The sequence below is a fragment of the Pseudomonadaceae bacterium SI-3 genome (genome assembly GCA_004010935.1).
Taxonomy (GTDB): domain Bacteria; phylum Pseudomonadota; class Gammaproteobacteria; order Pseudomonadales; family Pseudomonadaceae; genus Stutzerimonas.
Genome location: CP026511.1, coordinates 4,463,214 through 4,485,655 on the forward strand (window position 1 = coordinate 4,463,214; position 22,442 = coordinate 4,485,655).

Annotated in this window: 19 protein-coding genes; 4 read left to right on the plus strand and 15 right to left on the minus strand. The window is 60.8% G+C overall.

Annotated elements, in window-relative coordinates; all coding sequences use genetic code 11:
* Positions 1-13: 13 nt before the first annotated feature.
* On the minus strand, positions 14-457 hold the full coding sequence (locus C1896_20725; GenBank protein ID AZZ47139.1) for a DUF2383 domain-containing protein: 444 nt from the start codon (positions 455-457) through the stop codon (positions 14-16).
* Between the two features lie 303 nt (positions 458-760).
* Between C1896_20725 and C1896_20730 the strand changes: the two genes are divergently transcribed.
* Genes C1896_20730 through C1896_20740 form a run of 3 tightly spaced genes read left to right on the plus strand, consistent with a single transcriptional unit; the run spans position 761 to position 4,334 of the window.
* Positions 761-2,107 (plus strand): sigma-54-dependent Fis family transcriptional regulator, encoded by a 1,347-nt coding sequence (locus C1896_20730; protein ID AZZ47140.1) that lies wholly within the window; start codon positions 761-763, stop codon positions 2,105-2,107.
* Positions 2,104-3,891 carry a PAS domain-containing sensor histidine kinase gene (locus tag C1896_20735; GenBank protein ID AZZ47141.1) on the plus strand — a complete coding sequence of 596 codons (1,788 nt, stop codon included), beginning with the start codon at positions 2,104-2,106 and terminating at the stop codon, positions 3,889-3,891. The genes C1896_20730 and C1896_20735 overlap by 4 nt, the downstream gene beginning before the upstream one ends.
* A gap of 35 nt (positions 3,892-3,926) precedes the next feature.
* Complete coding sequence (locus tag C1896_20740; protein AZZ47142.1) at positions 3,927-4,334, plus strand: DUF1330 domain-containing protein; 408 nt, start codon at positions 3,927-3,929, stop codon at positions 4,332-4,334.
* A 9-nt stretch (positions 4,335-4,343) separates the two neighbouring features.
* Here the strand turns inward: C1896_20740 and C1896_20745 are convergent, their stop codons facing one another.
* The 5 genes from C1896_20745 to C1896_20765 form a co-directional block, all read right to left on the minus strand.
* On the minus strand, positions 4,344-5,120 hold the full coding sequence (locus C1896_20745; GenBank protein AZZ47143.1) for an N-acetylmuramoyl-L-alanine amidase: 777 nt from the start codon (positions 5,118-5,120) through the stop codon (positions 4,344-4,346).
* Between the two features lie 144 nt (positions 5,121-5,264).
* Positions 5,265-7,121: a GGDEF domain-containing protein gene (locus C1896_20750; GenBank protein ID AZZ47144.1), complete on the minus strand. Its 1,857-nt coding sequence runs from the start codon at positions 7,119-7,121 to the stop codon at positions 5,265-5,267.
* Positions 7,121-7,987: an endonuclease gene (locus C1896_20755; protein AZZ47145.1), complete on the minus strand. Its 867-nt coding sequence runs from the start codon at positions 7,985-7,987 to the stop codon at positions 7,121-7,123. The genes C1896_20750 and C1896_20755 overlap by 1 nt, the downstream gene beginning before the upstream one ends.
* 6 nt (positions 7,988-7,993) lie before the next feature.
* Complete coding sequence (locus C1896_20760) at positions 7,994-8,623, minus strand: thiol:disulfide interchange protein (GenBank protein AZZ47762.1); 630 nt, start codon at positions 8,621-8,623, stop codon at positions 7,994-7,996.
* Positions 8,624-8,804: 181 nt separating this feature from the next.
* The gene (locus C1896_20765) at positions 8,805-9,437 is read right to left on the minus strand and encodes a cytochrome c4 (protein ID AZZ47146.1); all 633 of its coding nucleotides are present in this window, start codon (positions 9,435-9,437) and stop codon (positions 8,805-8,807) included.
* A gap of 277 nt (positions 9,438-9,714) precedes the next feature.
* Between C1896_20765 and C1896_20770 the strand changes: the two genes are divergently transcribed.
* Positions 9,715-10,377, plus strand: a complete 663-nt coding sequence (locus C1896_20770; GenBank protein AZZ47147.1) for a YihA family ribosome biogenesis GTP-binding protein — start codon at positions 9,715-9,717, stop codon at positions 10,375-10,377.
* Positions 10,378-10,434: 57 nt separating this feature from the next.
* Here the strand turns inward: C1896_20770 and C1896_20775 are convergent, their stop codons facing one another.
* The 9 genes from C1896_20775 to C1896_20815 all read right to left on the minus strand — a co-directional run bounded on the left by C1896_20775 (position 10,435) and on the right by C1896_20815 (position 22,408).
* Entirely contained in the window at positions 10,435-13,311 is a 2,877-nt protein-coding gene (locus C1896_20775) for a glycine dehydrogenase (aminomethyl-transferring) (protein ID AZZ47148.1), read from the minus strand.
* Between the two features lie 106 nt (positions 13,312-13,417).
* Positions 13,418-13,807: a glycine cleavage system protein H gene (gene gcvH / locus C1896_20780; protein ID AZZ47149.1), complete on the minus strand. Its 390-nt coding sequence runs from the start codon at positions 13,805-13,807 to the stop codon at positions 13,418-13,420.
* Positions 13,808-13,887: 80 nt separating this feature from the next.
* A complete protein-coding gene (gene gcvT, locus C1896_20785; GenBank protein AZZ47150.1) occupies positions 13,888-14,970 on the minus strand; it encodes a glycine cleavage system protein T in 1,083 nt (360 codons plus the stop codon).
* A 137-nt stretch (positions 14,971-15,107) separates the two neighbouring features.
* Positions 15,108-16,724 (minus strand): iron ABC transporter permease, encoded by a 1,617-nt coding sequence (locus C1896_20790; GenBank protein AZZ47151.1) that lies wholly within the window; start codon positions 16,722-16,724, stop codon positions 15,108-15,110.
* Positions 16,725-16,869: 145 nt separating this feature from the next.
* Positions 16,870-17,871 (minus strand): iron ABC transporter substrate-binding protein, encoded by a 1,002-nt coding sequence (locus C1896_20795; protein ID AZZ47152.1) that lies wholly within the window; start codon positions 17,869-17,871, stop codon positions 16,870-16,872.
* A gap of 101 nt (positions 17,872-17,972) precedes the next feature.
* Positions 17,973-19,193 carry a 2-octaprenyl-3-methyl-6-methoxy-1,4-benzoquinol hydroxylase gene (locus C1896_20800; protein ID AZZ47153.1) on the minus strand — a complete coding sequence of 407 codons (1,221 nt, stop codon included), beginning with the start codon at positions 19,191-19,193 and terminating at the stop codon, positions 17,973-17,975.
* A 136-nt stretch (positions 19,194-19,329) separates the two neighbouring features.
* Positions 19,330-20,508, minus strand: coding sequence for a 2-octaprenyl-6-methoxyphenyl hydroxylase (locus tag C1896_20805; protein ID AZZ47154.1), 1,179 nt, complete (start codon positions 20,506-20,508; stop codon positions 19,330-19,332).
* A complete protein-coding gene (locus tag C1896_20810) occupies positions 20,509-21,840 on the minus strand; it encodes a Xaa-Pro aminopeptidase (protein ID AZZ47155.1) in 1,332 nt (443 codons plus the stop codon). It abuts the gene before it with no gap.
* A 13-nt stretch (positions 21,841-21,853) separates the two neighbouring features.
* Positions 21,854-22,408: a hypothetical protein gene (locus tag C1896_20815; protein ID AZZ47156.1), complete on the minus strand. Its 555-nt coding sequence runs from the start codon at positions 22,406-22,408 to the stop codon at positions 21,854-21,856.
* Between the last annotated feature and the right edge of the window lie 34 nt (positions 22,409-22,442).

The following is a 22,442-nucleotide window of genomic DNA, read 5'->3' on the forward strand; positions in this document are numbered from 1 at the left end:
TTTGCACGACGGACTAATCCCTGCGGTTCCTGTCGCTGTGATTGAGGGTATGAATGCGCTCATGACAGGCCCGGATTTTCGGCAGCTCAATGGCTAGCAATGCCTTCACATCAGGGTCAGCTGTTTTCAGTGCATCCTCGAAGGCCGCCAGGATGCGCTCTTCAGTCTGGTCAAGCTGGTCGATGTAGACCGCGTCGCTGTCGCCGAGCCTCGCCTTGGTGTCGGCGTACATTTCGCGCAGCTTACCTGCCGTAGTGCCGCCTTGTGCGGGTTGCTGCTGATTGGCCGCAACCTTTACCGACAGCGCTTGGATGATGTGCGTCTTGGCTTGAGCCATATCGCGGAACAGATGCTGCAATTCGACCTCTTTCACCTCGTCAATCGCATGCTGATAGAAATGCTGACCGTCGCGGGTGATCTCGATGAGCTCGTTGAGTTGGGTCATGTTCTGGTTCATGGGGCCTCCAAATACAGATTGCGATGCGCCTCGGCTGCTGTCGACCACGCGCGTTGCCAGTAACCACCGCAAGCCCCATGCCAGCGCCACAAACCTCCCTGCACCTTTATAATCAACAGCTTGCATCGCCGTTGCGCTTGATGTGCGATTGCAGACTGCAGGAAAGACCCGTGTATACCGTGCAACTTGCAAGGCTTTGCGTAGACTAAAGCAGGCGCTGAACTACCGCGTGCCAAAGCAGCACACAGGTTCCACCCCAACGACTCGCCAAACATTCACCGCTTTTGCCTGACTGGAGCATTCATGGACCAAACGACCGACACCGGCGGCCGCATCCTACTGGTAGACGACGAGGCAGCGATCCTGCGCACGTTCCGCTACTGCCTCGAGGACCGCGGTTATACGGTGGTCACGGCGGCCAGCGCTTCACAGGCCGAAGCGATCCTGCAGCGGCAGGTGTTCGATCTGTGCTTTCTGGACCTGCGCCTCGGTGAAGACAACGGTCTCGATGTCCTGCAGCAGATGCGCGTACTTGCGCCGTGGATGCGTGTAGTAATCGTCACCGCCCATTCGGCCGTCGACACCGCGGTGGACGCGATGCAAGCGGGCGCTGCGGATTACTTGGTCAAGCCATGCAGCCCCGAGCAGCTGCGCCTGTCGGCCGCCAAGCAGCTGGAAGTCCGTCAGATGGCAGCGCGCCTGGAGGCCCTGGAAGGCGAGGTGCAAAAACGCAGCGATGCGCTGGGCTCGTACAGCCCGGCGATGATGAGCGTGCTGGAGACCGCCCGCCAAGTGGCCGATACCGACGCGAACATTCTCATCCTCGGTGAGTCAGGCACGGGCAAAGGCGAGCTGGCGCGTGCGATTCACAACTGGAGCCGGCGCTCTAAAAAAGCCTTCATCACCATCAACTGCCCGTCCCTGTCGGCTGATCTGATGGAAAGCGAGCTATTCGGACACAACCGTGGCGCTTTCACCGGGGCCACCGAAAGCACCCTGGGACGCGTCAACCAAGCCGACGGCGGCACGCTGTTTCTCGATGAAATCGGCGACTTTCCCCTCGCTTTGCAGCCGAAACTGCTGCGTTTCATCCAAGACAAGGAATACGAGCGCGTCGGTGACCCAGTCACCCGGCGGGCCGACGTGCGCATTCTCGCCGCCACCAATTTGAATCTCGAGGAAATGGTCCGCGAAGGGCGTTTCCGTGAAGACCTGCTTTACCGTCTGAATGTCATCACCCTGAACCTTCCACCCATGCGCGAACGCCCGGAAGACGTGCTGACCCTCGCCGAGCGCTTCCTGGCGTTCTTCGTAAAAAGCTATGGCCGACCAGCGCGCGGCTTCAGCGACAACGCGGTTGCCGCATTGAAGGCCTATCGCTGGCCAGGCAACGTCCGTGAATTGCGCAACGTGGTCGAGCGCGCCAGCATCATCTGCCCGCAGGACATGATCGAAGTCAGCCATCTTGGCCTGGCCGATCAGGCCGTCAGCAACGCCCCACGCATCGGTGAGCCGCTCAGTTTGGAAGCGCTGGAAAAAGCCCATATCTCGGGCGTATTGAGCACCAGCGACACGCTTGAGCAAGCCGCCCGAATTCTAGGCATCGACGCATCGACGCTTTATCGAAAACGTAAGCAATACGGCCTATGAAAATCCAGATGAAGCTGAGAACCCGGCTGTTCCTGGGTTTCTCGGCATTGATGACGGTGGCCTTACTTGGGCTACTGCTGGCGCTGGTTAGCGTCGTGCAAATGGCAAAGAGCCAGGAAAATCTCATTCGCGATAACTTCGGTGTCATCGAGGTCAACCAGCAGCTGCGCCAGGCGCTGGGAAACCAGCTACTGCTGCTGGTCCGCGAACAGCGCGACGTTGAAGCCCTGAACGAATACCGCGAAGTGTTTCTGGGCGCTCTGGCACGAGGTATGGCGGACGCCAACGACGAGCAGGACCGCAAGGCTTATGAAGCCATCGGCGACGCCTATACGCGCTTTGCCGTGCAGCTGGAAACACCCTCCAACCTGAACGTGACACTGCTCGAGGATAATCCCCTCAGCCAATCCTTCAACCGCGTTCGCGAGTTGATGGTGGACATGCAACAGTCCGCCTACAACCAGATTCGTGACACCGAGATTCGCAGCCGCGAACGGGCACAATTGCTCGCCGGGCTGCTCGGGTTGACCGGTATTGCAGTGCTGCTGATCGGCTTCGTCACCGCGCACAGTTTCGCCCGGCGCTTCGGTGACCCCATCGAGCAACTGTCCAGCGTGGCTGACCAGATCGGCCGCGGCGACTTCAATATCAATCTGCCCACCTCGCCCATCGCTGAGCTATCGTCGCTGATTCGTCGCTTCGGTCTGATGGCGCAGGCCCTGCACCAGTTCAAGCAAACCAATGTCGAAGCGCTGGTCGATGGCCAGCAACGGCTGCAGGCATTGCTCGACAGCATCGATGACGGCCTATTGATCATCGACCGCCAGGGCCGTCTGGAACATGCCAACCCGGTTGCGCAGCGCCAACTGGCCTGGGAAACAGAACATTTGGGGTCGACGCTTGGCCAGGCCCTCGGCTATCCGGAGCTGGACGAGGCCGCTCAGCAAGTGCTGGCCGATACGCCCCTATCCGCGCCGCCGGAAGATCTGGTGATCGAGGCCGACGGCGAGCGCCGGCTGCTGTCATGGCGCATGAGCCCAGTGAACCATCACGACGGCCGCATCAGCGGCGCGGTGATGGTGCTTCACGACGTGACCGACCAACGAACCTTCGAACGGGTGCGCAACGAGTTCGTGTTGCGTGCCTCGCATGAGCTGCGCACTCCCGTGACAGGCATGCAGATGGCCTTCAGTCTGCTGCGCGAACGAACGCACTATCCGGACAATAGCCGCGAAGCCGACCTGTTCACCACCGTGCATGAAGAGATGCAGCGTTTGGTCACGCTGATCAACGATCTACTGAACTTCTCGCGCTACCAGAGCGGTCAGCAAAAACTCGAACGCGTGCCGTGCGACCCGGCCGTACTCCTCGAGCAAGCACGGCAGCGTTTCCAGGCGAGTGCTGCGCAGAACCATATCGAAATCAAGCTTGAACTACAGACGCCGCTGCCAAGCCTGTTGCTGGACCAGCAGCAGATGGACCGGACGCTCGACAACCTGCTCAGCAATGCACTGCGGCACACACCTGACGGCGGTGAGATCCGCCTACTGGCGCGGCATCACGGCGAACGGGTCATTCTCAGTGTCGAAGACAATGGCGAAGGCATCCCCTATAGCCAGCAGGCGCGCATCTTCGAGCCGTTCGTGCAGATCGGTCGCCGCCGCGGCGGCGCCGGACTGGGCCTTGCCTTATGCAAAGAGATCGCCCAGCTACATGGTGGTCGTATCGGCGTGCATTCGCGCATTGGCCACGGCACCATCTTCTATATCGCCCTGCCCATCTGAGCCTGGCACGGCGGGAAGAATAAAACGGAGCCACCATGCCCAGCCTCAACCCCAGCCAAGACCAGCTGAAGCGCTTCGCCGAGCAGATGCCCGCCAACGAGCCGATCCTCATGCTCAACTTGCTGCGCTTTAACGATCAAGCCGCCTACCCTGCCGAAAGCGGTCACCCGCCTTGTTCCGGCAGGGAAGCCTATGCAGTCTACAGCCGCACCGCCATCAAGAAGGTACGCTCAGCCGGTGGCGACGTGGAGATCATGGCCAACGCCCGCGTCGCGCTGATTGCGCCGGAACAGGAGCATTGGGACGAGGTGCTGCTGGTGCGCTATCCCTCGCCTGAAGCCTTTCTGGCAATGCTGGCGGACCCGGAATACCGCGCCGCCACGATCCACCGTACCGCAGCACTCGCCGACTCGAGGCTGATCGGCTGTACGCCTCGCAGCTGAGCCGAAGCCTCAGCCTGCTGCGTTCAGCACCGCGAGCAGCGCTGCGGTTTCAGCGTCCGGTTCGCCATCGAAGCGCGCCGGACGGTATTTCATCTGGAACGCGGCAATGACGTTTCGGGTTTCCAGATCGAGATAGCCGTGATCGGGCACCTTGTAACCCTGCTCCGCCAACTGCGCTTGGAACCAGGCCACATCCGGTATTGCCGTCGCAAACAGGCTGCGCTGGCGCGCTACGGCTTGGGCGTCAGGCCAGGGCACCAGACCGGCGTCCGCCAGCCGCTTCCAGGGAAACAGCGGGCCCGGGTCGACCTTGCGCTGCGGAGCAATGTCACTGTGCCCGATGATCGCGCCAGGCTTCAGACCGCGGCGCTGCATGATGTCCTTGAGCAGCACGATCAGAGCGTCAATCTGCTCATCGGAGTAGGGATACCAGAGACGTCCCTCGGCGCTTTCGATATAACCGCGGTTAACCAGCTCGATGCCAATGGAGCTGGAGTTAAGCCAGGTACGTCCGTTCCATTGGCTTTCGCCAGCATGCCAGGCACGACGATCTTCATCGACCAGACGGTAGATGGTCGCGGGCGCTTCGCCGATTAGGTAGTGGCTGCTGACGCCGTCGCCCTTGAGAATGTCGAGCGAACGCTGCAGGTCACTGGACGTGTAGTGGATGACGATGAACTGGGCGCGGCTGTCCTGACCAAGCGACGTATAGCTGGTATCGATACGCGGACCGCTGGAACAACCAGCAAGCAACAACAGGATTGCGGCGGAAATCAGGGCTTTCATTAGGCACCTCTGGTCGACAGCAAGATGACGCAGACTTTGCGCAGGTGATTCGGGCGAGACGCCCGGACGGCCACGTCTAGATCGCGGCGCAGATGTAGGGTGCGGATTATAGCGAGGCGACCCGCGAGCTCCCAGAGCGTCTGGTCAGCCCATCTCTATCCGATTGCGACCCGCGCCCTTGGCTCGGTAGAGCGCCTGGTCGGCACGCTCGAACACGTTTTCGGCGACGTCCTTCACAGCGAAGTTGGCAAGTCCACCCGATAGCGTGACCTCGATTCGCGCACCCTTGAAGTGAAACGGGCATTCCTGAATACCCGAGCGAAGACCGTCAAGCACCTTCAGGCCCGCATCAACAGGGGTTTCAGGCAGCAGCAGCGCGAACTCTTCGCCGCCGAAACGGGCTATAAAATCGGTCTTGCGCAGCCGCTTACGCAGCTCGTTGGCAATGATCTTCAGCACTCGATCACCAGCCAGATGGCCGAAACTGTCGTTGATACGCTTGAAATGATCGACGTCCAGAACCGCGAGCAGCAGCTGACCACCGTAGCGTTGCTGACGTGCGACCTCGAGCTCCAGGCGCTCATCCCAGGCGGCTCGGTTAGGCAAGCTGGTAAGCGGATCCTGCAGGGCCTTCTGCCGCTGCTCTTCGAGGTGCTCGCGCATCCCCGTTGCGGCCTGCTCAAGGCTTGCCACCCGCTCGACCAGAGTGCTTAGGCGATCGCTCAAGGCTTGTTCATGGTCGCTACGCTGACGCTGATACGCGTCGACGGTTTCGAGTAACCCATCCAACCGAGCCTGAACAGTCTGCTTCAGGCTCGGCAGGTCCTTGGCGCCGAGCATGCTGTCTTGCAGACCACCGACTTGCTGGCGCAGCTCTTCGTCAAGCGCCTGGGCGGTTTCCTTGCTCTGCACGTGCCCTTCGCGGGCCGCGCCGAGACTGTCCTGCATGGTGGCCAGCCGCTCGTTGAGCAGACTCAGGTAGAGCTCGAACTCTCGCTGCCCTTGGTCAGCCACGGCCAGCATCAACTGAGCCAGGTCATCAAGCACCGGTACGAGCTCATACCAATTCAGCCCTTGCTGAATCCGCTCGCGCATAGCCTGCACCTGCTCCTGCTGGTGCTCTGGCAGACGCAGATTCTCGAGAAGACCGAGCAGTGTCGATTCGACACGCTCGGCAATGGCACTGTAGGCCTGCTCGGGCGAAGGCGGTAACTGATACGGATCGGCCGACTGGCTCTCCGGCGTCAAATCTGGTGGTGTCACGTTGGTTATCGCATCGCTATGCGGCGTCGCGATGTCGATCACAGCCCGCGGCGCTTCCGCCGCCTGAGAGTCAGAATCCGGAGCGGACGACCCTTGCAATGGTTCAGGCGTTTCGGCCTGTTCAAAAAGCGGCTGGCCTGGCAGCGATTGCATCGGGTCAGCCGTAACCAATGGCGAATCGTTGTCGGGCTGTGCCAAGGCCTCAATGTTGCTGTCGCGCTGGCCGAACAAGCGGCCAAGCAATCCCACCGAATTGGAGGTGCCGGATGGTCGCTGAGCCGCCAGCGCCTGGCTCTGTAACTCACCCAGCTCGCTCAACAGCGTGGGCAGCTCGCGCGATTGGGCTGCTCGCTTAGCAAGCTGCCGTGAAAACTGCTTCAATGGCTTGCGGATTTCGTTGGGCAGCCGCAGCTCGAGCAATTGCGAGGCCAGTCGGTCGAGCGCCTCAGTCAATCGCTCGAGGCGCTCCTGTTTAGTGCGCTCAGTGTCGAGGACCGCGCGCTCGAGCCGCGGGACCAGCGCACCCAGACGGTCATCCTGCACGTCGTCGCGCAGCACATCACGTAGCTCACGCATGCAGCGCTCAACCGCCGGATCGGCACCGTCCACCGCAAAACTGCTGCGCACCAGACTGCGCCGCAGCAGATCCAGCCGCGTGTTCCAGCGCCCTTCGAGCTGCTCCTGCTGTTCCAACTGGTGCAGATATTTGTCTTTCCAGCGTTGCGCGTCGTCGCTCATCAGGTCCTATCCGTAGGTACAGGCAGTGCGTCAGCATTGTGCAGCGCGTCAGGCAGGCGGATCTCCACCGCAACCGGTAGGTGGTCCGAAGTTGCCTGGGCCAGCACATCGACACGCTCGAGCGTCAGGCTGGGGCTCAGCAGAATGTGGTCCAGGCAGCGTTGCGGACGCCAGCTGGGAAACGTCGCCTCGATCTGTGGTGCTTGCAGGCCAAGATCACGCAGGGGTGAGTGCTCCAGCAGATCGCTGGCATGGGTATTCATGTCGCCCATCAGTATCTGATGGCGGTAGCCACCAATCAGGTCACGGATATACGCCAGTTGACGGGTGCGTGCGCCACCGCCTAGCGCCAGATGCATCACCACCACGACAAGGGCGTTCTCACCCTGGCCAAAGCGGAGCAGAATCGCGCCGCGGCCGGATGGTCCTGGCAACGGATGGTCTTCCAGCCCCTGCGGTTCCAGTCGACTCAGCACGCCGTTGCTGTGCTGAGCGAAGCGTCCCATGCGGTTGAGCTGCTGGTACCAGTACGGAAAAGCCCCGAGCTGCGCAAGATGCTCGACTTGATTGACATAGCCCGATCGCATACTGCCGCCGTCGGCTTCTTGCAGCGCCACGAGATCGTAGTTGGCGAGCAAGTCGCCGATTCGCTGTAAGTTCCGTGCGCGTCCGGTGTGTGGCAGCAAGTGCTGCCAGCTACGGGTGAGGTAATGGTGATAGCGCTCGGTGCTGATCCCGACCTGAATGTTGAAGCTCAGCAGACGCAACCGGCCGTTACAGGGCAGGCCGCTGGAATCCAGGCAAAGCGGATTGACCTGCGCCTGTCCGGGGCCGGCCAGGCGTGGTGAGCTCCAGCGACGAAGCACGCGTGCTTACCGGGCCGCGCGTTCTTTTTCGATGAGGAAGTCAGCAACATCCAGTGCCCGCTCCGGGCCACCCGCAGATCCAATATCGAAACGGTACTTACCGTTGACGATCATCACCGGAACACCAGTGATCTGATAAGCCATCGCCAGCTTCTTTGCCTGCTCGGCACGGCTCTTCACGCCAAAGGAGTTATAAGCCTTCAGGAAAGCTTGCTTGTCGACACCCTGCCCCTCGAGGAGCTCCGCCATCTTTTCCGGCGTGTCGAGCTTGTTACCGTCTCGGTGATAAGCGTTGAACACCGCGTCATGGACTTTCTGCTCGACGCCCATGGACTCCAGCGCGAGGAACATCTGCCCGTGCGTGTTCCAGACGCCACCAAACATCGCCGGGATGCGCTTGAAATCGACATCGTCAGGCAGTTGCTTGATCCATGGATTGATCACCGGCTCGAATTGGTAGCAATGCGGGCAGCCATACCAGAACAGCTCGACCACCTCGATCTTGTCCGGCTCGGCAACCGGGACCGGATTCTTCAGCTCGACGTATTCCTTTCCTGCTTGGAAATCTGCCGCACTGGCTGAAAAGCCGAACAGACTGGCGGTAACGAGAAGGGCACTGAGGACGAGTTTACGCATGATGACTCCCTTGTAATGAACGGCTAACCGATAGCGCCACAGGCTGCAGCAATTCATGTTTGCTCGCCAGCGCTTTCCGCCGCTTTTCAATATCTTGACAATCATTATAGCGAGGCCGAAAACAAAAAAAGGCGTTCAGGCTCATGCCCTGAACGCCCCTTTTAGGCTGATCGGAAAACGATCAGTGCAGGCCTTGGATGTAGCTCGACAGTGCCTGGATGTCTTTGTTGCTCAGCTTCGACGCGATGGTGCGCATGATGGCCGCGTCGCCATCGTTGGTGCGATCGCCTTCGCGGAAATCGGTGAGCTGCTTGGCCGTATAGGCCGCGTGCTGACCGCCCAAACGTGGGAAACGCGCCAGGTTGTTGCCTACGCCGTCCGGCGCGTGGCAACCGGAGCAAGCCGGCATGCCCTGCTCCAGCTTGCCGCCGCGGAAAAGCTGCTCACCCTGAGCGACCAGAGCCGGGTCGGCCGTGCCGATCGTCATCTTCTGGCTGGCGAAATAGGCGGCCATGTCCTGGAGGTCCTGATCGCTGTAGGGATCGAGAATACCGGTCATTTCCAGGACCTTGCGACCGACACCAGGCTCGGCTGTGGGGCTGCTGCCCGCCTTGATATCCTGCAGCTGCTTGAACAGATAGTTCGGGCCCTGGCCTGCGAGTTTCGGGAAGTTCGGTGCGGCACTGTTTCCGTCGGCTCCGTGGCAAGCACCACAGACGGCGACCTTTTCTTTTCCTGCTTCTGCATTTCCAGCCGCGTGGGCGATACCGGTGATGCCAAGGGTCAACAGCAGACTCACGAGTACTTTGTTCATCAGCTCATCCAACTACGGCTAAGGGTTTAAAGAAATCTTATTCGGCAGTCCGACCGCTTAGGGCCATGGCGACGCTCGTTATAAACAGGGTGACGTCTGACCTGGCGCTTGAGCAATGCCTTGCTCGCTTACGGTCGGTCGCCGAAAGCGGCTAGCAGAGCGGCTACTCGGGCTCGTTTTTAGACCAAAGCGCACACAAAATCTGCGGCATTATATACTGGCGCTCCTGAAACGGAAATGAACCATTGCCGCACCCCGCGCACTCACCGGAAAGCCCATGCTCCCAAAAAACCCGATTCTAGGCCTCTGCCAGCAAGCCACGTTCATGACCAGTGCCGCCAAGGTCGATCAATGCCCGGCTGACGAGGGCCTGGAAGTCGCTTTCGCCGGTCGCTCGAACGCGGGCAAGTCCAGTGCGCTGAACACGCTCACCCATGCCAGTCTCGCCCGCACGTCGAAGACACCTGGGCGCACCCAACTGCTGAACTTCTTCAGCCTCGATGAACACCATCGCCTGGTCGATCTTCCCGGCTACGGCTATGCAAAAGTACCGATTCCCCTGAAGCAGCATTGGCAGCGTCATTTGGAAGCCTACCTGAGCAGCCGCGAGAGTCTCGCTGGGGTGTTCTTGATGATGGACATCCGCCATCCGCTGACAGAGTTCGACCGTATGATGCTCGACTGGTCCAACGCCAGCGAGATGCCGCTACACATCTTGCTGACCAAGTCAGACAAGCTTGCCTTCGGCGCAGCCAAAAACGCGTTGCTGGCGATACAGCGCGACATCCGCAAGGGGTGGGGAGATGGTGTCAGCGTACAGCTGTTCTCAGCGCCGAAGCGGCAGGGCGTGGAAGAAGCCCAGCTGGTGCTGGCGCAACTGCTGGGGATGATTGGCGAAGATAGCGATGAGGCTCTTGACGAGCCTTCGCAAGACGGCTGAGTTTTCGGTAGAGACTTCGCCCGCTCTCACCCAAGGGTCAGAACGGGCGGAGCTGCACTACTCGCGGTAATCCTCGACCGGCACGCAGGCACAGAACAGGTTTCGGTCCCCAAAAACATTGTCGACCCTATTCACCGCGGGCCAGTACTTGTGTGCCTGAGTGTGGGCGCTCGGCGTCACGCCTTCGGCAATGCTGTATGGGCGATCCCACAGGTTGGTAACGTCGGCCAGCGTATGCGGAGCGCGTACCAGCGGGTTGTCCTCGGCAGGCCACCCACCGCTTTCCACCTTGTCGATCTCAGCACGAATGCTCAGCATCGCTTCGACGAAACGATCCAGCTCGGCTTTAGACTCGCTCTCGGTAGGCTCGATCATCAACGTGCCGGGCACCGGGAAAGACATGGTTGGCGCATGGAAGCCATAATCGATCAGCCGCTTGGCGACGTCCTCCTCGGTGATGCCGGTCTGCGCCTTGAGCGGCCGCAGATCGATGATGCATTCGTGTGCTACACGGCCGCTGCGGCCGCTGTAGAGGACCGGGAAGGCCTCGCCGAGACGCATCGCCAGGTAGTTAGCACTGAGAATCGCAACCTCGGTGGCGTCGCGCAGCTGCGGCCCCATCATGGCGATGTACATCCAGCTGATCGGTAGAATGCTGGCGCTTCCCCAAGGCGCAGCGCTGACCGCGCCGTTTTCCGGATTCGGGCCTTGCAACTCGATCACCGGATGGTTGGCAACGAAGGGCTGCAGGTGCGCCTTGATACCGATCGGCCCCATGCCTGGGCCGCCACCGCCATGCGGGATGCAGAACGTTTTATGCAAGTTCATGTGCGAAACGTCTGCGCCGATATCGGCTGGACGCGCCAGACCGACCTGAGCGTTGAGGTTGGCGCCGTCCATGTACACCTGGCCGCCCTGCGCATGAATCGCTTCGCAGATTTCCCGAACGCCTTCTTCGTAGACACCATGGGTCGACGGATAGGTGATCATCAGGCAGGACAGCTTATCCCCCGCCTCGGCCGCCTTGCGTTTGAGGTCCTCGAGATCGACGTTCCCCGCCTTGTCGCAGTCGACGATTACTACTCGCATGCTGACCATCTGCGCCGACGCAGGGTTGGTGCCGTGGGCCGAAGATGGAATCAGGCAGATGTCACGCTGGCCCTCGCCGCGGCTCTCGTGATACTTGCGGATCGCGACCAGGCCGGCGTATTCGCCCTGGGCGCCTGAGTTGGGCTGCATCGAGATCGCGTCGAAGCCAGTGATCGCACAAAGCCAAGCTTCCAGTTCATCGATCATGAGCTTGTAGCCCTGAGCCTGCTCCTGCGGTGCGAACGGATGCAGGTTGGCAAACTCCGGCCATGTAATCGGGATCATCTCGCTGGTGGCGTTCAGCTTCATGGTGCAGGAACCGAGCGGGATCATCGCCTGGTTCAATGCTAGGTCCTTGTTCTCCAGCTGCTTAAGGTAACGCAGCATCTCGGTTTCGCTGTGGTGGGTGTTGAACACCGGGTGAGACAGATAAGCGCTGCTGCGCTGCAGTTCGTTCGGGATGCCGCTGAGGATTTCACCCGCGTCCAGCGTCGCGATGTTCAGTCCGTGATCGGCACCGAGGAACACCGCCAGTAGCTGTTCCACGGTCTGCTCGTTACAGGTCTCGTCGAGGCTGACACCTAGCTTGCCGCGACCGAGGATGCGCAGATTGATCTGCGCCGCGCGAGCACTTTCGAGGATCGCCGTCTGTGCGCCGCCCACCTCAAGCGTCAGCGTGTCGAAGAAATGCTGGTTGGTGCGCTTGATGCCCTTCATTTCCAGCGCGCTGGCCAGGATCGAGGTCAGCCGATGGGTGCGCTGAGCGATGCGCTTGAGCCCTTCTGGACCGTGGTAGACGGCATAACAGCTGGCGACGTTGGCTAGAAGCACCTGCGCGGTACAGATGTTGGAATTGGCCTTCTCGCGACGGATATGCTGTTCGCGCGTTTGCAGCGCCATGCGCAGTGCCGTGTTACCGCGCGCATCCTTGGACACGCCGATAATACGGCCGGGCATGGCGCGCTTGAAGGCGTCGCGGGTAGCGAAATAGGCGGCGTGGGGACCACCGTAGCCCATCGGTACGCCAAAGCGCTGGGTTGAACCGAGCACCACATCCGCGCCGAGTTCGCCAGGCGGCGTCAGCAGAAGCAGGCTGAGCAGGTCCGCCGCGACGCAGGCCAGGGCTTGCTTGGCGTGGAGCGTTTCGATCGCCGGTCGCAGATCGCGAATTTCGCCATGAGTGTCGGGGTATTGAAGCAGCGCACCAAATACTTCCTGCCCAGCGATATCCTCAAGCGCACCGACCACTAGATCGAAACCAAAGGCGTCAGCACGCGTCTGCACCACCGAGAGCGTTTGCGGGTGGCAGTTTTCATCAACGAAGAAGCAGTTGCTCTTGCTCTTGGCCATTCGCCGCGCCAGGGTCATGGCTTCCGCTGCGGCTGTGGCTTCATCGAGTAGCGATGCGTTGGCCAGATCGAGCCCGGTGAGGTCGATGGTCAGTTGCTGGAAATTCAGCAGCGCCTCCAGACGACCCTGGGCGATCTCAGGTTGATAAGGCGTGTACGCGGTATACCAGCCCGGGTTTTCCAAGACGTTGCGTAAAATTACGGGCGGCGTGATGGTGCCGTGGTAGCCCATACCGATCAGGCTGGTCCAGAGCTGGTTCTGTTCCGCGTAGCCTCGCAAGCGCGCCAGTGCTTCCTGTTCATCCAGCGCGGCCGGCAGCGCCAGGTCACCTTGCAGGCGAATCGCCGGCGGCACGGTCTGCTTGACCAGCTCTTCACGGCTAGACAAGCCGAGCGCATCGAGCATGGCCTGTTGTTCACCCGCATCAGGGCCAAGATGGCGACGCAAAAAGGCGTCAGGTTGCTGGAGCTGGGAAAGGCGCGGCACTTGAGACATCACTGCTTCTCTCGAAAAAGGAAAGCCCCGATATGCGGACTGCTATGAAAATCGACTTCACTCGGTTTTCACACGCCTGCATTGCGGGGCTTTTGGATTTGATCGCTTAGGCTTCGGCGTCGCAGGAGGCCTTGTAACCCTCTGCATCGAGCAGCTTCTCCAGTTGCGAGGCATCGCTCGGCTGAATCCGGAAGAACCAGCTGCCATAGGGCTCGCTGTTGACGTTTTCCGGCGAATCGGTGAGTTGCTCGTTGATCGAGACCACCTCCCCGGAAATTGGCGCGTAAATGTCCGAAGCGGCCTTTACCGACTCCACCACACCCGCTTGTTGCCCTGCAGTCAGCTGCTGGCCGATCTCCGGCAGCTCCACATACACCACATCGCCCAGCGCTTCCTGGGCATGGTCGGAGATACCGACGCTAACACTACCGTCGGCTTCGAGACGGGCCCACTCGTGGCTGGCGGCGTAACGCAGATCGCTGGGGATGTCGCTCATTCGTAGGTCCTCAAAAAAGCTGTCGGTTGCGGGCACGAAGCAGGCTCTGCGGCCCGTTGCAAAATTGCAGTTGGCCGAATTTACACCAGTACTTTGCCGTGACGCACGAAAGTCGGCTGCACCACGCGCACGGGATACCACTTACCACGGATTTCTACTTCGGCACGATCAGCCGTCCCGGCCGGAACACGCGCGAGCGCAATGGCTTTGCCAAGCGTAGGCGAAAAACTACCGCTGGTGATCTCTCCTTCGCCCATGCCGTTGACGCGCACGATCTGATGGGCTCGCAGCACGCCACGCTCCTCGAGCACCAGCCCTACCAGTTTCGGCAGATCACTTTGTAGCTTCTGTGCCTCAAGCGCGCTGCGGCCGATGAAGTCACGCTCGACCGGCTGCCACGCCACGGTCCAGCCCATATTGGCCTGCAGCGGCGAGACATCCTCGGTCATATCCTGGCCATAGAGATTCAGGCCCGCCTCGAGCCGCAAGGTGTCACGCGCACCCAGCCCGATCGGCGGAATGCCGGCGCCGACCAGCTCGCTGAGGAAATCGGGAGCCTGCTCGGCCGGCAGGATGATTTCCAGGCCGTCCTCGCCGGTATAGCCGGTGCGACCAATGAACCAATCCCCTGCGGCACGGCCGTTGAAGGGCTTGAGCTCGTGGATCAATGCCGCTCGAGCCTGACTGACCAATTCAGCGGTGCGCGCCCGCGCATGGGGGCCCTGGACGGCCAGCATCGCCAGCTCCGGCCGCTCGGTCACTTCAACCGTAAACCCCTCAGCCTGCGCCTGCATCCACGCCAGATCCTTGTCGCGGGTGCTGGCGTTGACCACAAGCCGATAACCCTCTTCGGCGAGATAAACGATGAGGTCGTCCACCACGCCGCCACGCTCGTTGAGCATGGCCGTATAGAGTGCTTTACCGACCTGCCCGAGACGACCTACGTCGTTGGCCAGCAGACGCTGCAGATAGGCCTTTGCATCTGCCCCCCGGACGTCCACCACCGTCATGTGGGAGACGTCGAACACCCCGCAATCGCGGCGCACCTGATGATGTTCTTCTACCTGGGAGCCGTAATGCAGCGGCATGTCCCAGCCGCCGAAATCGACCATCTTGGCGCCGAGTGCGAGGTGCTGATCGTAGAGGGGAGTACGCTGACCCATGGGTTTCTCCTTCCGGGCAGGTCGCCGAAGCGGCGTGGGTAGAGCTTATTAGAGCCGGGCAGTAGGCCCGACGATTTTTGGATGGCGCGCATTGTAGCCTCAAGGTCGTGACAGGTCACTGCGAGGCGATGGAGCGCTTAGCCGACTCGCCGGGCTGAGCGACGGATCAGCAAGATGACCGGCAACAGCCCGACCAGCACCAACGTCAGCGCAGGCAGCGCGGCACGCGCCCACTCGCCTTCGCTGGTCATCTCGAAGATCCTCACCGACAGGGTGTCCCAACCGAACGGTCTCATAAGGAGCGTGGCAGGCATCTCTTTCAGTACATCGACGAACACCAACAGCGCGGCACTCAGTGTTCCGGGTAATAACAACGGCAGGTAGACCCTGAAGAACAGTGCCGGCCCGCCCACGCCAAGGCTGCGCGAGGCCTGTGGCAGAGAAGGCCGAATCCGCGCCAGCGCGCTTTCCAGCGGCCCGAACGCCACCGCCATGAACCGAATCAAGTAAGCCAGGAGCAATGCGCCGAGGCTTCCCAACAGGATCGGCTTGCCTGCGCCGCCGAGCCAGCCGGACAGCGGCACAACCAATTCGCGGTCGAGGTAGCTGAACGCAAGCATGATCGACACGGCCAGCACCGACCCCGGCAGCGCGTAACCGAGATTCGCCAACCCGACTGCCATCTTTATCGGACGCAGCGGTGCCTGGCGTCGGGCGAAAGCCAGCAACAGCGCCACAGTCACTGTGATCAGCGCCGCCATGCCGCCCAGATAAAGGGTATGCAGGATCAAGCCAGTGTAACGCTCATCGAGATCGAAGCGCCCACGCTGCCAGAGCCAGACCAGCAACTGCAGTACGGGTATGACGAAGGCACAAAGAAACACCAGGCCACACCAACTACTGGCGGCTAGGGCCTTGACGCCACGAAGCCGATAAAGCACCGCCGAGCGCGCCCGATCGTTCGCGGGCCGGGCTGCCCCACGCGCACGGCGCTCGCCATAGAGCACCAGCATCACCGCCAACAACAACAAGCTGGCCAGCTGAGTGGCGCTGGTGAGACTGAAGAACCCATACCAGGTCTTGTATATCGCGGTGGTAAAGGTGTCGAAATTGAAAACCGCCACGGCGCCGAAATCGGCAAGTGTTTCCATCAATGCCAAAGCCAACCCGGCACCGATTGCCGGTCGCGCCATTGGTAAAGCAACGGTCCAGAACGCTTTCCAGGGCGACTTGCCCAGAACCCGCGCGGCCTCCATCAGCCCTTTGCCTTGAGCAATGAAAGCTGAGCGAGCAAGCAGATAGACATAAGGATAGAAAACCAGCACCAGCACGGTGATGACGCCGCCGGTGGACCGGACCCGAGGAAAGCGCACCCCACTGCCGAACCACTCCCGAGCCAGTGTTTGCACCGGCCCGGCAAAATCGAGTAGCCCGATGAACACGAACGCCAGCACATAGGCGGGAATGGCAAAAGGCAGCATCAGCGCCCAATCCAGCCAGCGCCGCCCCGGGAACTCACACAACGAAGTCAACCAGGCCAGGCTCACCCCGAGCACGGTCACACCCACCGAAACACCTAGAACCAGCGTTAACGTATTGCCCAGCAAACGCGGCAGCTGGGTCTGCCAGAGATGTGACCAAATGCTGGTGTCGATATCGCTCCAACTGAACAGCAGGACGCTCAGCGGCAGCAATACCAGCGCGGCAACTGCGAAAGTGATGGGATACCAGCGGCGCTCGACGGGGTGGGACACGCAAGCCTCAAAAGCAGAAAAGACGACGCCCCCGGCATGCGGGGGCGTCGATTATAGCCGTAGCTGCAAACTGCAAACTGCAAAACCAGGCATTCAGATATGAACGGAGCCTGGCTGGCCGGCTAGGCGGCCAGCCGATAGCTGCTTATCGCCAACCAGCGCGGTCCATCAGCATGATCGCTTCAGCCTGGCGCTTGCCGGCAACTTCGACCGGGATAGTGTCCGCCTTGAAATTACCCCAAGCAGAGACCTCAGCCGAGGACTTCACCTCGGGGTTCGCCGGAAACTCCATGTTGATATCGGCAAAGATGCTTTGCGCTTCGGGGGTGGTCATCCACTCGACCAGCTTGCGCGCAGCCTCGGGGTGCGGCGCATGTTTGGTCAGACCGATGCCCGACAGGTTGACGTGTACACCGCGACCATCCTGATTCGGCCAGAAAAGCTTGGCTTTCAGATCCGGGTTTTGCGCGTGCAGGCGGCCGTAGTAGTAAGTGTTGACGATACCTACATCACACTGACCGGCATCGATTGCCTGAACCAGCGCGGTGTCGTCGGCAAACACGTCTGTAGCAAGGTTATTGACCCAACCCTTGATGATTTCTTCGGTCTTCTCGGCGCCATGGGTTTCGATCAGGGTAGCGGTCAGTGACTGGTTATAAACCTTCTTGCTGGTCCGCAGGCACAGACGGCCTTCCCAGTTCTTGTCGGCCAGGGCTTCGTAGGTCGTCAGCTCACCCTCTTCCACACGCTCGGGTGAATAAACGATGGTCCGCGCCCGCAGCGACAAACCCGTCCAGCCATCAGTGGAGGAGCGGTACTGCGAAGGGATGTTGTCGTTAACTACCGCCGAGTTCATCGGCTGCAGGATGCCCATCTGCTCGGCCTGCCAGAGGTTGCCACCATCTACCGTCAGGAGCAGATCCGCCGGCGTGTTTTCGCCTTCGGCCTTGATGCGGGCCATCAGTGGCGCTTCTTTGTCCGTAATGAACTTGACGTTGACGCCGGTCTTGGCCGTGTAGGCATCGAAAACCGGCTTGATCAGCTCATCGATCCGCGAAGAGTAGACCACTACTTCTTCGGCAGCCTGTACAGCACTCGACAGCGCGGTGAGCGCGAGAACGGCGAGTAAACCTTTGCTTGCCTGCATGGATCAGCCTCTTAGATTTGTTCAAGAGGCTGAATAGTAGTGAATGTCATTTACTTTCTCAACGCGACAATTCGCGCATCCAGCGGCAGGCCCCTAACCGATCAGAGCCTCGCCAGCTCCGGCATATCGCCGCTCAAGCCCAGCGCTTGGCGAACGAACAGCGCTTTGGCTGCGGGCAGAGCCTGAACACCTTTCAACCCGGCATTGCGCAACCAACGCAGCGGTAGTGGGTCGGCCTGGAACAAGCGCTCGAACCCCTCCATTGCCGCCATCATGGCCAGGTTATGGGGCATCCGACGCCGCTCGAAACGCCCCAACACCCGCGGGTCACCCAGCCGAACACCACGCGACACCGCGCCCTGGATCACTTCTGCAAGCACCGCTGCGTCGAGCAACCCAAGGTTGACGCCCTGCCCGGCCAACGGATGAATGGTGTGAGCAGCGTCGCCAATCAATGCCAACCCGGGCTGTACGTAACGCTTTGCATGGCGTTGGCGCAGCGGGATGCATAAGCGCGGATCGGCCTCGACTATCTCACCCAAGCGATATTCGAAGGCGCGACCAAGCGCCTGACAGAACGCATCATTGTCCAGCGCCATCAACCGCTGCGCCTCGGCCTCCGTGACAGACCAGACGATGGAGCACCAATGGGCGTCGCCCTCCCGCTGTAAGGGCAGGAATGCCAGCGGTCCTTCGTCGGTGAAGCGCTGCCACGCAGCCTGCTGATTCGGCTCAACACAGCGCACGCTGGTGACTATGGCGTGATGCAGATAATCCCACTCGCGGGTTTCGCAGCCGGCCAGTTGGCGGACCGTAGAGTTGGCGCCGTCGGCAGCGACTATAAGTCCGGCGCTCAGCCGCTGACCGTCATCCATCGTCAGCGTCCAACCGTTATCGTTCTGCTGCAGCTGCTCAAGACGGGCGTTGCCCTTGAGCTCCACCGAACCACGGCTCTTCAGCGCCTCCAGCAGAGCATCCTGCACGACACGATTCTCGACGATGTGACCCAATACATCGGCATGCACCGCGGCCGCGGAGAAATCGATATGGCCAGTGCCGGAGCCATCCCACACGTGCATGTCCAGATAGGGACTAGCGCGTCGATCAACAATCCCCTGCCAGGCGCCCACACGCTGGAGAATCCGCTGACTGGCAGCCGACAGGGCACTGACGCGAGGCTCGAAGGAGTCCGAGGGTTTGAACGGCTGCACTTCCAACGGTCCGCCGTCGACCAGTTTGATGGTGAGGCCGGAGTCCTGCAGGGCCAGGGCCAAGGTACTGCCAACCATCCCAGCGCCAACGATGATGAGGTCCGCTTGCATTACTGCTCTCTCCTGTTCGCCTAGCCTGCAAATTTGGTAGGTCCGCTCGACTGCGCTAACGCTCGCTCGAGCATCGTGCCTTACGGCTCAGCGTGGCAGCTACCGGTCGCGCATCGACGGAGCATTTAACGCGGCCCTAACGCTCGCGTACGCCCATTCCCATTGCCTGTCTCGCGAACCAGGCTTTGGCGGGCGGCAGCAGATCCAGCCCCAGCAATCCAAGATTCCGCCCGGCAATGAAAAGGCGCCCCGAATCACCGAACAGCTGGGTCAGTTGATCGGAAAAACCCACCGTGACGCGCTGGTCCGAACGCTGCTTTTGATGGTAAGCCTGCAATACGCCCAGGTCGCCCGGCGACGCCGAACTGCCCAAGAGCGCGACCGCAAGGGCCTCGGTGTCACGGAGGGAAAGGTTGTAACCCTGCCCGGCGATAGGGTGCAAGCTGTGCGCAGCATTACCCAGTACGACCAGGCCAGAGCGAACCTGCTCTTCAGCTTCGATCAGCACAAGCGGATAGAGGTGCCGCGCGCCAACCTGCTGAAAACCGCCAAGCCGATAGCCGAACGCCTGCTGGAGCTCTTCGAGGAACTCCGCTTCAGGGAGCGCGGCAAGACGCGCTGCATCCCGTTCCGGCCGAGTCCAGACCAGAGCGCAGCGGTTATCCGGCAGCGGCAGCAACGCCATCGGCCCCTCATCGGTGAAGCGCTCGAACGCGCGACCCCCGTGCGGCATACCGGGCGTAACATTGGCGATCAGCGCCGTTTGCCCATAGGGCGATTGTTTGATTTTGATGCCGAGCTGCTCACGCAGCCCTGAGCGACCACCATCGGCCAGAACCGCGAGATCACAGCCGAGCGTCTGACTGTCAGTCAATGTCAGGTGATAGCCGCCCGGCACGGCTCGCATCTGCTCGACTTCAGCAGGGCAATGGCGAACCACTACGTCGTCATCGAGTGCTTGCCAGAGACAATGGCCGATCCAGGCGTTTTCCACGACATAACCCAGCGCCGGGACACGCTGACTACTGGCGTCAAGCCTGGTGACACCTGCGCGACCGCGGTCGGATACATGGATATCGGTGATTGGCTCTGCACGTTCGGCGATCTGATCCCATATGCCCAGGCGCTGGTAAATAAGCCGGGTCCCGTAGGACAACGCGGTAGAACGCGCGTCATAGCTGGGCTGGTAGTGGTTGCCCGGCTCGAACGGCTCGATCAGCTCGATCGTCCAGCCACGCTGTTTCGCTCCACTTTGCAGTGCCAACGCTAAACTCGCGCCGACCAGCCCACCTCCGATGATCGCCAACGTTGCCATCTACGCGACCTCGGCGGAAACCGCCATCAGTGCCTCGATCTCGTCAACGGACTTAGGCACACCGCCAGTAAGAATTTCGCAACCGTTGCGGGTGACCACCACATCATCTTCGATGCGTACGCCGATGCCGCGCCACTTCTTTGCCACGTCCTGATTGTCAGCCGCGACATAGATGCCCGGCTCGACGGTCATCGCCATGCCGGGCTCCAGAACGCGCCATTCACCGCCGACCTTGTAATCACCGACATCATGCACGTCCATGCCCAACCAGTGGCCGGCGCGGTGCATGTAGAAGGGTTTGTAGGCTTCGGCGGCAATCAGCTCATCGACGTCACCCTGGAGCAATCCCAGCTCGACCAATCCGGCTGTGATTACCCGAACGGTCGCCTCGTGGGCCTCGTTCCAATGCCTGCCGGGCGCGATATGCTTGAAGGCTTCTTCGTTGGCAGCCAGGACCAGCTCATAAATAGCTTTCTGCTCGGGCGAAAAGCGGCCGCTGACCGGAAAGGTGCGGGTAATGTCGCTGGCGTAGCAATCAATTTCACAGCCGGCGTCTATCAGCACCAAGTCGCCATCCTTGAGCAGCGCGTCATTCTCGCGGTAGTGCAAGATGCAAGCGTTCTTTCCGGCCGCGACGATGGAACCGTAGGCCGGCATCTTCGCTCCGCCTTTGCGGAACTCGTAATCCAGCTCGGCTTCGAGATGGTATTCGTAGAGTCCAGCACGACTGGCCTGCATGGCACGGATATGGGCGCGCGCGGAGATCTCCGCAGCGTGCTTCATCACCTTTATTTCGTTCGCCGACTTGTACAGGCGCTGGTCGTGCAGCAGATGGTCAAGGGCGACGAATTCGTTCGGCGGCTGCGCCCCCTGACGGGCCTTGGAGCGGATCGTGTTGATCCACTCCATCAAGCGATGATCGAATTCTTGGTTGCTGCCGATCGCGTAGTAGACGCGTGAACGCCCTTCGATCAAACCGGGAAGGATGTCGTCTATATCGCCGATGGGGAAGGCATCATCAGCGCCGTAGTCCGAAATCGCGCCATCCTGACCCGCGCGCAGACCATCCCATAACTCGCGAGCCGGATCGCGTTCGCGACAGAACAACACATACTCGCCGTGCTCTCGACCCGGGATCAGCGCAATCACTGCCTCGGGCTCGGGAAATCCGGAGAGATATTGAAAGTCACTGTCCTGACGGTAGATGTGTTCGACGTCGCGGTTGCGAATGTACATCGGCGCGGCCGGCAGGATGGCGATGCTGTTAGGTTCCATCTCAGCCATCAGCGCCTTGCGCCGGCGGGCATATTCCGACTTGGGGATACGGGTCATGGACGAGCGGTCCTCAATGCAGGGAAGGCTTGGGCGTCGGCGGTACCGGCTTGGCGCACTCAGTGAATAGCAGCAGGGGCGCTACGCGCAGGTATTCCGTGACCTCCATGTAGTCGTTCTCGCCATCTTCGGACTCATCCAGCGAGTCCTGGATCTGCGCGATGGCCGCCAGATCCTGAAGCACTTCCATCGCTTCGCCGCTCAGCGCACGATCGCCGGCGACCAAGCCGAATCCGGTCAGGAAACTCTGGCACCACTGACCCAGAGCCAGCGCACGCTCGGTCAGCGATGCCTCATCGCTCGGCAGCAGCAGGACGATGGTGATGTCATCGCCGGCAAGTTCGCCTTTGACCATTTCTTGCAGTCCGATAAGTGCTTGGCGCACCGGCTCGTCAGGTTCAGCACCAAGCAGCTCGACAGCATCGCTCAGCCAGGTTTCGGCATCGAAACCAGCGCCTGCGCAGCTGCGCCCGAGCAACAGTCCATGTAGCTCGGCGGGTGTGACGGGTTGGGCACTGCTGGCCAACAATGTAGCGAAAGCAGCGTAAGGCGAGTTCTGAATGGGCATTGGCAGCTAGGCGCGCAGAGGCGCTAATGTCTAG